Raw genomic sequence first — 12,738 nt, 5'->3', positions numbered from 1 at the left:
CGGTTTTCCTGGTCTTCTCCCCTCTTCTGCGCGGATGCGATTAGATCGTTCTAATGCCGTGCAAACTAAGTAGCACAGCCCATGCGCCAACGCATTCTGCCGCGCAGCAGGCCGGCGGCCTTGCAAGCGCCACGATTGCGGCCGGGCTCGCCACGCTTGCACGCGACACGCTACAGCTTGCCTGCTGCAGCAACCGCTCGATCGCGGCCCGCAAGCGCCCTCGCCCGCAACCAGGCGCAAGCGGCTTACCGAGGCGCCTGCGCGCGTTCCATCACTCACCGAGCTCAGCAAGAAGCTGGGTCGACCTGCGTGTCGGCACCTCTTGCCCATGGCCACAGCACGTCGCTTGCCGGCTATCGCCATTACAGGGACGTGCGGTGATGGCGAGTTATCAAAAATGTTGCAGAGTCGAAGAGACGGTTCCCGGCCGCGCTCGCGCCCTCACCTAAGCCGGGGACCGAAAGCTGCGCCTGGACGTACCCTCACCCCAACCCCTCTCCCGGCGGGAGAGGGGCTTTAGTGCCGCGTCGGCCGTGTCTTCCTGTGTCCGCCTCGGTAACGCATGGGCTGACCTGAGGCACCACTGAGTTCATCGCAACCTTCTACGACCGGGGAACCGGTCCCCGCCGGCGCCATTGCCCGCAACGACGTCGGCAGTTCGCAGACCCATCCCCCAGAACGACAACTTTCTGGCGCGCCAACCGGGCGCATCTATCAAGTCCGCCGGGCCTGGGCCGATACCGCATGCATGGACAGACTCAGCGTAATCGGACTGGTGCTGGCGATCGTGGCGATCGTGGGCGGCAGCGTGTTGAAAGGTGCCGGCATTTCGTCGCTGTGGTCGCCGGCTGCCTTCGTGATCGTCATCGTCGGCACGGTGGCGGCGATCCTGCTGCACACCTCGCCGGCGGTTTTCCGGCGCGCGTTCAAGATCCTGCGCTGGGTGATCCAGCCGCCGGCCAGCGATCGCCCGCAGTTGGTGGCGCGTATCGTCGAGTGGAGCAACATCGCCCGTCGCCAGGGCCTGCTGGGCCTGGAAGACCAGTTGCCGCGTCAGGACGATGCCTTTCTGCGCAAAGGCCTGCAGATGCTGGTCGATGGCGTGGAGCCCGAATCCATGCGCCACATGCTGGAAATCGAAGTGGACAACCAGGAGCGTCAGGATCTTGCCGCGGCCAAGGTATTCGAGGGCATGGGGATCTATGCGCCCACCCTGGGCATCATCGGCGCGGTACTGGGCCTGATGGCGGTGATGAAGAACCTGGCCGACCCGGCCATGCTCGGGCATGGCATCGCCGCAGCCTTCACCGCCACCATCTACGGCATCGCCTCGGCCAACCTACTGTTCCTGCCGGTCGCCGCCAAGCTCAAGAGCGTGATCCATTGCAGCACCAATGAGCGCGAAATGGCGATCGAAGGCCTGATCGCCATCGCCCAGGGCGAGAACCCGCGCAACATCGAGTCGAAATTGGCAGGCTACTTGCATTAGCGCGTTATGGCCCGTCGTCGCAAACACCACGAAGAACATGGCAACCACGAAGCGTGGGCGATTCCGTATGCCGATCTGATGACGCTGCTGCTGGCGTTCTTCGTGGTGATGTACGCCATCTCTTCGCTCAACGAAGGCAAATACAAGGTCATGGCGCAAGCGCTGACCAGCGCCTTCGGTGGCTCGTCGAACAAGGCCAGCCCGGTGCAGCTGGGCAAGACCCAGACCCTGGGCGCCGATTACGACCGCCCATCCGTGATCAAGGCCGGCGCGCCGATGGCGGCTTCCAATGGCCCGACCGACCCCACCCTGCTGCCGTCGATGGCCGCGCAGATGCGCATGCCGGTGTCGCTGCGCAACCAGGCGCAACTGGCGCGCGCACAGCGGCAGATGGATGCAGTGGAGCAACAGCTGAGCAAGACGCTGGCCTCGCTGATCGACAAGCAACTGATCACCATCCGCCGCAACGATCTGTGGATCGAGGTGGAGATCAACAGCGACATCCTGTTCGGCACCGGCTCGGCCACCCTGGCCGGCGGCGCCCGCGGGACGTTGTCCACGCTGGCCTCGGTGCTGCGCGATGCGCCCAATGGCGTGCGCGTGGAAGGCTATACCGATAACCAGCCCATCGCCACGGCGCAATTCCCCTCCAACTGGGAGCTGTCTGCGGCGCGTGCGGCAAGCGTGGTGCACCTGTTCGCCGACGACGGCATCGCCCCGCAACGATTGGCGATGGTGGGCTATGGAGAATTCCGCGCACGTGCCGATAACAGCACTGAGGCGGGACGGAATGCGAACCGGCGTGTGGTGTTGATCATCCTCGCTGACTCGGCTGGCTCACTCGCACCCGATCCGCCATCGCAATTAAATGCGACCGCCGCCGGGGCGCCCAAGCTTCCCAAGTCTGACGGCGGCCAAACGGCCGTCACCACCGAAAGCGGCACAAGTTCCGTCCCCGCCGTAATTCAAGGAGTGCAGTGACATGCGTATCTGGGCAATCGCCAACCAAAAGGGCGGCGTCGGCAAGACCACCACGACGCTGGCATTGGGTCGCGGCCTGGCCGCGCTCGGCCACCGCGTCTTGTTGATCGACCTCGATCCGCACTCCTCGCTCACCCGCGCCTTCGGCGTGGCGATCGACCCGCCGCCGCGCGGGGTGCTGGACCTGTTCGGCACTCCGCCAAGCGACCTGGCCAGCCTGGCGCATGAAAGCAGCATTCCGGGCCTGTCGTATGTGTGCGCGCAAGCCGCATTGGCCACGCTGGAACGCCGCAGCGCCAACCAGCCCGGCCTGGGCCTGGCGCTGCAGAACGCCATGACCCGGCATGCCGGCCAGCACGACTACATCCTGCTGGACTGCCCGCCAACCCTGGGCCTGCTGATGATCAACGCACTGGCCGCCTGCGACCGCGTGGTGGTGCCGACCCAGGCCGAGCCGCTTGCCCTGCATGGCCTGGCCAGCATGGTGCGCACCGCCGACATGGTGCAGCGCTCGCGCCGGCGCGAGCTGCCGGTGTCGATCCTGCCTACGCTGTTCGACCGCCGCACCCGCGCCGGCACCGAAACGCTGAAGGAAATGCAGGCCACCTACGGCCCGGTCGTCTGGGAAGACGCGGTACCGGTGGACACCCGAATCTGCAACGCCGCCGCCCTGACCGTGCCCGCCGTTGGCGGCGACTATCAGGGCCGCGGCCTGTCCGCGTATCGCCGCGCGCTGGAATGGGTGCTGGCCGATGACGCGATGCGTATGGAGCAAGCCGCATGAGCAACCCCACCGCCAACGGTGAATTGGACGATTATCTGGAAGGCCTGCTGCACGATGCGGGCGTGGAGAGCGTCGCCCCGCCTGCGGCCACCGCAGCCACGGTCGAAACGCCGGCACTTGCGCATGCAGATCTTGCGTTGGCCGAGCCGCCGGTCGAGACGGCCGCACTTCCCGAAGCCGCTACCGTCTCCGAAGCTGCCACCTCCAACGCGATTGCCGCAGCGCGCAGCGCCGATGCGATCGCCGCCGATTTCCTGGCAGAAATGGATGCCGACCCGGCCTTCGCACCGCCGGTAAAGGCCACGCCCAGCGCCGCCGACATCGCTGCCGACTTCCTGGCCGAAATGGACGCCGACCCGGCCTTCGCACCGCCGGTCAAGGCCGCGCCCAGCGCCGCCGACATCGCTGCCGACTTCCTGGCCGAAATGGACGCCGACCCGGCGTTCGCACCGCCGGTCAACGCCGCACCCAGCGCGGCCGACATCGCTGCCGACTTCCTGGCCGAAATGGACGCCGACCCGGCGTTCGCCCCGCCGGCCAAGGCCGCGCCCAGCGCCGCCGACATCGCCGCCGACTTCCTGGCCGAAATGGATGCCGATCCGGCGTTCGGAACCGCGCCCACTGCAGTGGACCTGATCACCGCCGATCTGCTGGCAGAAATGGATGCCGACCCGGCCTTCGGGCTGGAGGCCGCACCGGTCGCGGTGCCTGCACCCGCCCCGGCACCGGCGCCCGCCCCGGCCCCCCGTGCGGCACCGGCGCCGGCACGCGCGCCGGCACCGACCGGGCTGCAGGCACTGCTGGCACCCGGCCAGGCCGACAAGATACATGCCGAACGCCGCGCCAGCGAACGCAGCACCCGCTGGCTGCGTCTGCGCTGCGGCGAGCAGACCTATGCGCTGGAATTGCTCAAGGTGCAGGAAGTGGTGCTGCCGGTGCCGCTGCTGCCGCTGCGCGGCACGCCCAGCGCCATGCTGGGCATCATGAACCTGCGGGGCCAGGTGGTCCCGGTGATCGATCTGGGCATCCACCTGGGCTCTTCGCCGGTGGACATGGACCTGCAGACCCGCGTGGTGGTGCTGGAAGAAAACGGCGAAACCATGGGCCTGCGCGTCTCGGCCGTGGAAGACGTCACCAGCCTCACCGATCAGCAGATCGAGCCGCCGGACAACGCCCGGCTGTGCCGCATCTACAACAACCTGTTCCGCGGTGTCGCACGTCTGGGCCATCAGCCGATGATCCTGCTCGATGCCACCCATCTGCTGCATTGATGCGCGCCTAGCTTGCTCGCACCTGCACGCACAACGATTCACCGTTAAAGCTTTTCCGCCCCCCGCCGTTAGTACGCATAGAACCATCCGTTCGGAGCAACAATGAGCACAGTGACATTGGGTGAGGATCTCGGCATCGAGACCAGCGCCGACCTCAAGCAAAAGCTTGCCGGATTCCTCACCCAGGACGGCGACCTGGTGCTTGATGCCGGTGAAGTCCGACGCATCCACACCGCCAGCGTGCAGTTGCTCTGCGCCTTTGTGCAGAGCCGGCGCCAGGCCGGCCTGCACACCGAATTCGATGGCTGCAACGACACTTTTAGGGATGCAGCGCGTCTGCTCGGCGTCACCGACGCGCTCGGACTCCCCGCATCCAATGACAACCTGAAATCTGTGGAGAACGCCGCATGAGCGCACGTATCTTGGTGGTGGACGATTCGGCGTCGATGCGCCAGATGGTCTCTTTCGCCCTCACCTCTGCCGGCTTTGCCGTCGAAGAAGCCGAAGACGGCGCGGTTGCGCTGGGCCGCGCGAAGGGCCAGCGCTTCAATGCGGTGGTCACCGACGTGAACATGCCCAACATGGACGGCATCTCGCTGATCCGCGAGCTGCGCCAGCTGCCGGACTACAAGTTCACCCCGATGCTCATGCTCACCACCGAGTCGGCGGCCGACAAGAAATCCGAAGGCAAGGCAGCCGGCGCCACCGGTTGGCTGGTCAAGCCGTTCAACCCAGAACAGCTGATCGCCACCGTGCAGAAAGTTCTCGGTTAAACCCTCCTCGCTTCAGCTTCGGATTTCACGCCCATGAGCATGGACCTGCAACGTTTCCACGCCACCTTTTTCGAGGAAAGCCGTGAAGGGCTCGACGCGATGGAGGCCGGGCTGCTGTCGCTTGAAGAAGGCAACCGCGACCCGGAAATCATCAACTCGGTGTTCCGCGCCGCGCACTCGATCAAGGGCGGCGCTGCCACCTTCGGTTTCGACGCCGTCGCAGGGCTGACCCACGTGCTGGAGACGCTGCTGGACGAGCTGCGCTCCAACAAGCGCCAGCTCGAACCCAATGCGGTCGATGCCATGCTTGGCTCGGTCGATGTGCTGCGCGCCCTGTTGCGCGAAGCCGAACACGGCACCCCGGCCGATCCGGCTGCGGTCAAGGCCGTGCACACCCGGTTGAATGCCGTGCTCGCTGGCGAAGCGCCGGCCGCCGCGGCGGTCGCCAAGCCCAAGGAAGAAGAACCCGAAGCCTGGCACATCGGTTTCACGCCGGCGCCGTCGCTGTTCATGAGCGGCAACGACCCGCTGCGCATCATCCGCGAGCTCGAACACCTGGGCCCGCTGCAGATCGCCGCGCGTCTGGAGCGCATGCCGGGTTTTGAAAACATCGATCCGCTGGAAGCGTATCTGGCGTGGGACCTGGGCCTGATCGGCAAGATTCCGCGCAGCAAGATCGAAGACACCTTTGCCTGGGTGGTGGACGACTGCGAACTGGACATCCGCCCGATGGCCGTGCCCGGCCCGCCGCCGAGCCTGGCCGTGGACGCTCCGGCGGCCGCACCGGTTGCAGCCGTTGCCGCTGCACCGGGCGCCGCTGCCGAACCTGCTGCCGCCGCGGCGACACCGGCCAAGGCCGCCGCTGCCGAAGCCGAAAGCTCGATCCGCGTCAGCGTCGACAAGGTCGATGCATTGATCAATCTGGTCGGCGAACTGGTGATCACCCAGGCCATGCTCAAGCAGGTCTCCACCGGCCTGGACCCGGCGCATGCCGAACAGCTGTTCGCCGGCCTGGATCTGCTCGAGCGCAATACCCGCGATCTGCAGGAAGCGGTCATCGGCGTGCGCATGCTGCCGGTGGATGCGGTGTTCCGCCGCTTCCCGCGCCTGGTCCGCGACCTCTCCAGCCGCCTCGGCAAGCAAGTGCGCCTGCGCACCATTGGCGAAAGCACCGAGCTGGACAAGGGCCTGATCGAAAAGATCGCCGATCCGTTGGTGCACCTGGTGCGCAACTCGATCGACCACGGCCTGGAAATGCCCGATGCGCGCCGCGCCTCCGGCAAGGACGAAACCGGCACGATTACCCTGGCGGCATCGCACCAGGGCGGCCACATCGTGATCGAAGTCAGCGACGACGGCCGTGGCCTCAATCGCGCCAAGATCCTGGAAAAAGCGGCCGAACGCGGCATCGCCGTGCCGGACAACCCGACCGATGCGCAGGTGTGGGACTTGATCTTCGCACCGGGCTTCTCCACCGCCGATGCGGTGACCGACCTGTCCGGTCGTGGCGTGGGCATGGACGTGGTCCGCCGCAACATCCAGGGCCTGGGTGGCGAAGTGCAGCTGGAAAGCAACGCCGGCAGCGGTACCCGCGTGTTGATCCGCCTGCCGCTGACCCTGGCCATTCTGGACGGCATGACCGTTTCGGTCGCCGGCGAAACCCTGATCCTGCCGCTGTCCTACGTGCTTGAAGCCCTGCAGCCGGCACCGGAAGACGTCCGCGCGATGGCCGGCGACGGTCGGGTACTGCGGGTGCGTGGCGAATATCTGCCGATCCTCTCGCTCACCAATTACTACGGCTTCGGCGGGCAACAGTCCTCCAAGGAATCGCTGGTGGTGGTGGTCGAAGGCGACGGCCAGAAGATCGCGCTGGAAGTGGACGAGTTGCTCGGCCAGCAGCAGGTGGTGGTCAAGAACATCGAGAACAATTACCGCCGTATCCCGGGCGTTTCCGGCGCCACCATCCTCGGCGATGGGCGGGTCTCGCTGATCGTGGACATCGGTGGCCTGGTGCGCTCGCTCAAGGTACCGCAAGCCGCGTAATGCACTCGCCGCGGCCTGGATGCCGCGGCGCAAGGCTCCACCACGCCATCGATGCACGATGGGTGCTGGAGCGATCGCCGGCAGTATGGGGACTGCCGGCATCAGCAACACCCGTCCGGCCCGACACGACCGGCGGAGATTCTGGCCCTTTGTCCGGATCTTTCGACGCTGCCATCGTCATTCGCCCAACCACTGACGGGCGCCCACGAGGCCAGTCGTTCTCTGCAATACGAGAAGACCGCTATGAACTGGTTCCGCAATCTTGCCGTTGCCCGCAAGTTGGCCGTGGCGTTTTCCTTTACCGCGTTGATCACCTTGAGCCTGGGCGGGTTTGCGCTCGTGCGCATGCAGTCCAGCGCACATCTGTTGCGCGAGATCGGCACCGTGTGGGCACCGGCCGTGCAGCAACTGAGCGAAATGCGCGCATTGCTCGGCGAATTCCGCACCTACGAACTTGCCCAGCTGGCGCACGCCGACGATCCGAAGGCGGTGCAGAATTATTTCGAACGCATGGACAAGGCGCGCGCCGACGTCGCGACGGCGCAGGACGCCTACGCCAAGACCACCACGGCCGGCAGAGAGACCGAGTTGTACGACGAGGTCAAACTGAAACTGGACGCGTACTACAAGGCCAACGCCGCACTCAGCGCCGCGGTGCGTGCCGGCGATCTGGTCACTGCCAATCGCGTTTCCGATGAGCAATCGCGCCCGGCGCGGCGCGACCTGTTCGCGAAATTGGTGGAGCTGACCAAGTTCAACGTCGCCCACATGGACAGCGAGATCGCGCAGGCCGAGGCGACCTATCAACGCTCGGTGCAGGTCATGCTCGTGGCGATGGTGCTGGTCGTGCTGCTGGCTGCATTTGCCGGTTGGTTCATCGCCCGCAGCATCGCCGGCCCGCTCGCTCGCGCCACGCGGGTGGCCAGTGCCATCGCACAGGGCAAACTGGATAACGCCATCCACGTCGACAGCCGCGACGAAGCCGGGCAACTGCTGCACAGCATGGAAGGCATGCAGCGGCAATTGCAGGCCGTGCTTGCAGCGCAGTCGGAAATGACCAAGCGCCACGAAGCCGGCCAGATCAGCTACCGCATGGAACACGATGCGTTTCCAGGCGACTACGGCACCATGGTGCGCGACACCAACAGCCTGGTCGGCTCGCATATCGCGGTCAAGATGAAACTCGCGCAGATCATGTCGTGCTACGCCATCGGCGACTTCAGCCAGGACATGGACCGCCTGCCCGGCGAGAAGGCCGTGCTCAGTTCCACCATGGATACCGTCAAGGCCAACCTGTCGGCGATGAACGGCGAGATCAAGCTGCTGGCGCAGGCCGCTGCCAACGGCGACTTCAGCGTGCGCGGCGACACCGCACGTTTTCAGTACGATTTCCAGGCGATGGTGGAGAGCCTCAACCAGTTGATGGCGACCGCCGATGCCAACCTGAGCGCGCTGTCGAAGCTGTTGCAGGCCATTGCCGCGGGCGATCTCACCGAGCGCATGCAAGGCCAGTTCAATGGCGTGTTCGCCCGGATGCGCGACGATGCCAATACCACCACCGCGCAACTTGCCGATATCGTTGGGCGCATCCAGCACGCCACCTTGTCGATCAATACCGCGGCCAGCGAGATTGCCGCCGGCAACAACGATCTGTCGCAACGCACCGAGCAGCAGGCGGCCAACCTGGAAGAAACCGCCGCCTCGATGGAGGAACTCACCTCCACCGTGCGCCAGAACGCCGAGCATGCGCGCCAGGCCAACCAGCTCGCCATCGGTGCGGCCACGGTAGCCTCGCAAGGCGGCAGCGTAGTGGCGCAGGTGGTGACCACCATGTCCGGCATCGAAGTGTCCTCGAAGAAGATCGCCGACATCATCAGCGTGATCGACGGCATCGCCTTCCAGACCAATATCCTGGCCTTGAATGCCGCCGTGGAAGCGGCGCGTGCCGGCGAGCAGGGCCGTGGTTTTGCCGTGGTCGCCTCGGAAGTGCGCACGCTGGCGCAGCGTTCGGCCGGCGCGGCAAAGGAGATCAAGCACCTCATCGACGACTCGGTGAGCAAGGTCGCCGAAGGCTCCGTCCTGGTGGACCAGGCCGGCAAGACCATGGCCGACATCGTCGCCAGCGTGCAGCGCGTCACCGACATCATGGGCGAGATTTCTGCCGCCTCGCAGGAACAGTCGGCCGGGATCGAGCAGGTCAACCTCACCGTGACGCAGATGGACGAAGCCACCCAGCAGAACGCAGCGCTGGTGGAAGAAGCCACGGCCGCGGCGCGTGCGATGGAAGAGCAGGCCGGTCAGCTGTCCGATGCGGTGTCGATCTTCAAGGTGCAGCAGGTCGCTGCCGTGGCCACTGCAGCCAAGCGCCCTGCTCCGCCGCGCCTGGCCGCCGCCAAGCCAGGCGCTGCCAGATCGGCCACGACCAAGCGCGCCCCTGCATCGGCCGGTGTCGCGGCCACGGCCACAGCAACGCCACGCCCGGTGATTGCCGCAGCCGCCAACGGCGAGTCGAGTTGGCAGGAGTTCTGAGCGCCACCTCTGCGTGGAGCAGGCGACGAGGCGACCAAGCATGAGCAAGCCCCGGCAGCGATGTCGGGGCTTTTTTTTTGGCGCGTGCGGGTTGTAGCAACGCTCACGCGCACGCATCCCTGCATCCAATACGGCAGCAGATTCTCGCAGCCGGGATGCCTGCGCAATGCATCGCTTGGCCATGCCTCGCGCTGGCCCCACCGAGCACCATGAACGCCAGCATGCTGCAATGCAACATGCGACTTCAGAATTCCGGGTGGCGAACGCTACCGGTGTATCTCTTTTCCACCCTCCCCAGAGAGAAACACCATGAAATTCCTGCATTCCATGACCGTCGGGCGACGCCTGGCGGTGGCATTCGCGTTGCTGATCGCGTTGCTTGCCGGCTCCACCGCCCTGGCGCTGTCCCAGTTCAAGACCGTCCAACATCAGGTCGCGATCATCGTCGAGGTCAATAACCGCAAGGCAGCGCTGCTCAGTCAGATGCGCGAGAGCAACATGCTCGGCGAGCGCTACATCCGCGACTTCATGCTGGCGACCCCGCAGCAGCGGCCCGCTGTCGATGCGCAGCTCAAGGCCAATCGCGAACATTACGCGCAGTTGTGGACCGCGTTGAAACAGCTGCCGACCAACAGCGACGGCCTACGTGCTCGGCAGGCCATCGAAGACAGCCTCACCGCTGCCCGCGCCACCAACAACCGGCTGCTGGGCCTGGTACGCGAAGGCGACCTGGAGGGCGCAAAGCAGCTGCTCAGTGGGCAGGCGCAGCCGTTGCTGGAGCGCCGCTCCAAGGCGATTGCTGCCGCGGTGGAATTGCAGAATCAGCAGAATGCCGCCGGCGCGGCCACCATCCTGGGCAGCGTGGCGCTGGCAAACCGTGCCTTGATCGCCTTCGGCCTGCTCGCGGCCGGCCTGGCCGCCGCGTTGGCGTGGCTGATCTCGGCCAGCCTGGTGCGGCCGCTGAAGCAGGCCACGCAGGTCGCCGATGCGATCGCCCACGGCGATCTGGATCACCCGATCGGCCCGCAGCCGGGCGATGAGCCCGGCCAGTTGTTGACCAGCATGCGCGGCATGCAGGAGCAGCTCAAGGCCGTTGCCGCCGCGCAGCAGGAGATGGCCCGCCAGCACGACAGCGGCAAGATCAGCTTCCGCATGGACCAGGATGCGTTTCCCGGGCAATACGGCAGCATGGTGCGCGATACCAATGCTCTGGTAGATGCGCATATCGCGGTCAAGCTCAAGCTCGCGCAGATCATGTCGCGCTACGCCATCGGCGACCTGAGCCAGGACATGGACCGCCTGCCGGGCGAAGAAGCCGTGTTGAGCGAGACCATGGACACCGTCAAATCCAACCTGACGGCGATGAACAGCGAGATCAAACTGCTGGCCCAGGCTGCGGCCGATGGCGACTTCAGCGTACGCGGCGATACGGCGCGTTTCCAGCACGATTTCCTGGCAATGGTGGAAAGCCTCAACCGGCTGATGGCCACCGCCGACGGTAATTTGGGCGCGCTGTCGAAGGTGCTGCAGGCCATTGCTGCAGGTGATCTCACCCAGCGCATGCAGGGCGAGTTCAACGGCGTGTTCGCGCAGATGCGCGACGATGCCAACGCCACCACCGAACAGCTCTCCAGCATTGTCGGGCGCATCCAGCACGCCACGGTGTCGATCAATACCGCGGCCAGCGAGATCGCCGCCGGCAACAACGATCTGTCGCAGCGCACCGAGCAGCAGGCCGCCAACCTGGAAGAAACCGCGGCCTCGATGGAGGAGCTCACCTCCACCGTCAGGCAGAACGCCGAAGGCGCACGCCAGGCCAACCAGCTTGCGATCGGCGCGGCGGCTGTGGCGTCGCAAGGCGGCGACGTGGTCGGCAAGGTGGTGTCCACCATGGCCGACATCGAAGTCTCGTCGAAGAAGATCGCCGATATCATCTCCGTCATCGACGGCATTGCCTTCCAGACCAACATCCTGGCGTTGAACGCCGCAGTGGAAGCGGCACGCGCGGGCGACCAGGGCCGCGGATTCGCGGTGGTGGCCAGCGAAGTGCGCACGCTCGCACAGCGCTCGGCCGGCGCAGCCAAGGAGATCAAGCACCTCATCGACGACTCGGTGGGCAAGGTCGCCGAAGGCTCCGTCCTGGTGGACCAGGCCGGCAAGACCATGGCCGACATCGTCGCCAGCGTGCAGCGCGTCACCGACATCATGGGCGAGATTTCTGCCGCCTCGCAGGAACAGTCGGCCGGGATCGAGCAGGTCAACCTCACCGTGACGCAGATGGACGAAACCACCCAGCAGAACGCGGCGCTGGTGGAAGAAGCCACGGCCGCGGCACGTGCAATGGAAGAGCAAGCCGGTCAGTTGTCCGATGCGGTATCGATCTTCAAGGTGCAGCAGGTCGCCGGTGTGGTGCCCGCGGCCAAGCGCCCTGCACCGCTGCGCCTGGCCGCTGCCACGTCGGCCAGCGTTGCCAAACGCGTGACCGGCTCGGCTGTTACAAAACCCAGCGCCGCCCCCGCCCCAGCGCAACGCCGGCTGGCTGCCGCGGCCGGCAACAGCGAGTCGAACTGGCAGGAGTTCTAAGCCCACTGCAGATACACGGCCGCCGGATCAGATGGCAGGTGGTCCCCAGGCCCCGGCAGCAATGTCGGGGCTTTTTTTTGGCGGGGAAACCCTGCTGAGGCAGTGTCGCGTGTCGTTGTCGACAGCTTGCGGTGGGCGCATGAGGCTGTGCGCGTGCCTTCATCCGGCGCTGCGCACCGGCTTTCCCCGCAGGAGAAGGAAGTCACTGCGACGACCATGCAAGCGTGCCGCTGGTCGAAAATCGGTCAAGCGCAGGCTCGTGCGGCCGATACAACAAGCACTGAG

Annotated in this window: 9 protein-coding genes; all 9 read left to right on the top strand. The window is 65.8% G+C overall.

Going from position 1 to position 12,738, the window contains the following annotated elements; all coding sequences use genetic code 11:
* Positions 1-748 precede the first annotated feature (748 nt).
* The 9 genes from ACCQ07_RS09750 (at position 749) to ACCQ07_RS09710 (ending at position 12,453) form a co-directional block, all read left to right on the top strand.
* Positions 749-1,489: a flagellar motor protein gene (locus ACCQ07_RS09750; protein ID WP_008576379.1), complete on the top strand. Its 741-nt coding sequence runs from the start codon at positions 749-751 to the stop codon at positions 1,487-1,489.
* 6 nt (positions 1,490-1,495) lie between these two features.
* Positions 1,496-2,470, top strand: a complete 975-nt coding sequence (motD, locus tag ACCQ07_RS09745) for a flagellar motor protein MotD (protein ID WP_277575058.1) — start codon at positions 1,496-1,498, stop codon at positions 2,468-2,470.
* A gap of 1 nt (position 2,471) precedes the next feature.
* Positions 2,472-3,254 (top strand): ParA family protein, encoded by a 783-nt coding sequence (locus ACCQ07_RS09740; RefSeq protein WP_003489696.1) that lies wholly within the window; start codon positions 2,472-2,474, stop codon positions 3,252-3,254.
* Complete coding sequence (locus tag ACCQ07_RS09735; protein ID WP_219197200.1) at positions 3,251-4,525, top strand: chemotaxis protein CheW; 1,275 nt, start codon at positions 3,251-3,253, stop codon at positions 4,523-4,525. The genes ACCQ07_RS09740 and ACCQ07_RS09735 overlap by 4 nt, the downstream gene beginning before the upstream one ends.
* Before the next feature lie 102 nt (positions 4,526-4,627).
* Positions 4,628-4,936 carry an STAS domain-containing protein gene (locus ACCQ07_RS09730; protein WP_003489692.1) on the top strand — a complete coding sequence of 103 codons (309 nt, stop codon included), beginning with the start codon at positions 4,628-4,630 and terminating at the stop codon, positions 4,934-4,936.
* Entirely contained in the window at positions 4,933-5,298 is a 366-nt protein-coding gene (locus tag ACCQ07_RS09725; protein WP_002806565.1) for a response regulator, read from the top strand. The genes ACCQ07_RS09730 and ACCQ07_RS09725 overlap by 4 nt, the downstream gene beginning before the upstream one ends.
* A 33-nt stretch (positions 5,299-5,331) precedes the next feature.
* Entirely contained in the window at positions 5,332-7,341 is a 2,010-nt protein-coding gene (locus tag ACCQ07_RS09720; RefSeq protein ID WP_008577777.1) for a chemotaxis protein CheA, read from the top strand.
* A gap of 243 nt (positions 7,342-7,584) precedes the next feature.
* Positions 7,585-9,870, top strand: coding sequence for a methyl-accepting chemotaxis protein (locus ACCQ07_RS09715; protein ID WP_372364025.1), 2,286 nt, complete (start codon positions 7,585-7,587; stop codon positions 9,868-9,870).
* Between the two features lie 309 nt (positions 9,871-10,179).
* Positions 10,180-12,453 (top strand): methyl-accepting chemotaxis protein, encoded by a 2,274-nt coding sequence (locus ACCQ07_RS09710; RefSeq protein ID WP_014090088.1) that lies wholly within the window; start codon positions 10,180-10,182, stop codon positions 12,451-12,453.
* Positions 12,454-12,738: the final 285 nt, after the last annotated feature.

The organism is Xanthomonas sp. NCPPB 3583 (assembly GCF_041475715.2).
Classification (GTDB): Bacteria; Pseudomonadota; Gammaproteobacteria; order Xanthomonadales; family Xanthomonadaceae; genus Xanthomonas; species Xanthomonas euvesicatoria.
The sequence above is the reverse complement of the archived record's forward strand: the minus strand, read 5'-3'. Positions and strand labels throughout refer to the sequence as shown.

Bases quoted from the DNA above. Each gene is read 5' to 3' on its own strand.
- ACCQ07_RS09730 (WP_003489692.1), top strand. From the start codon at position 4,628: ATGAGCACAGTGACATTGGGTGAGGATCTCGGCATCGAGACCAGCGCC.
- ACCQ07_RS09740 (WP_003489696.1), top strand. From the start codon at position 2,472: ATGCGTATCTGGGCAATCGCCAACCAAAAGGGCGGCGTCGGCAAGACC.
- ACCQ07_RS09750 (WP_008576379.1), top strand. From the start codon at position 749: ATGGACAGACTCAGCGTAATCGGACTGGTGCTGGCGATCGTGGCGATC.
- ACCQ07_RS09715 (WP_372364025.1), top strand. From the start codon at position 7,585: ATGAACTGGTTCCGCAATCTTGCCGTTGCCCGCAAGTTGGCCGTGGCG.
- ACCQ07_RS09710 (WP_014090088.1), top strand. From the start codon at position 10,180: ATGAAATTCCTGCATTCCATGACCGTCGGGCGACGCCTGGCGGTGGCA.
- ACCQ07_RS09720 (WP_008577777.1), top strand. From the start codon at position 5,332: ATGAGCATGGACCTGCAACGTTTCCACGCCACCTTTTTCGAGGAAAGC.
- motD (WP_277575058.1), top strand. From the start codon at position 1,496: ATGGCCCGTCGTCGCAAACACCACGAAGAACATGGCAACCACGAAGCG.
- ACCQ07_RS09725 (WP_002806565.1), top strand. From the start codon at position 4,933: ATGAGCGCACGTATCTTGGTGGTGGACGATTCGGCGTCGATGCGCCAG.
- ACCQ07_RS09735 (WP_219197200.1), top strand. From the start codon at position 3,251: ATGAGCAACCCCACCGCCAACGGTGAATTGGACGATTATCTGGAAGGC.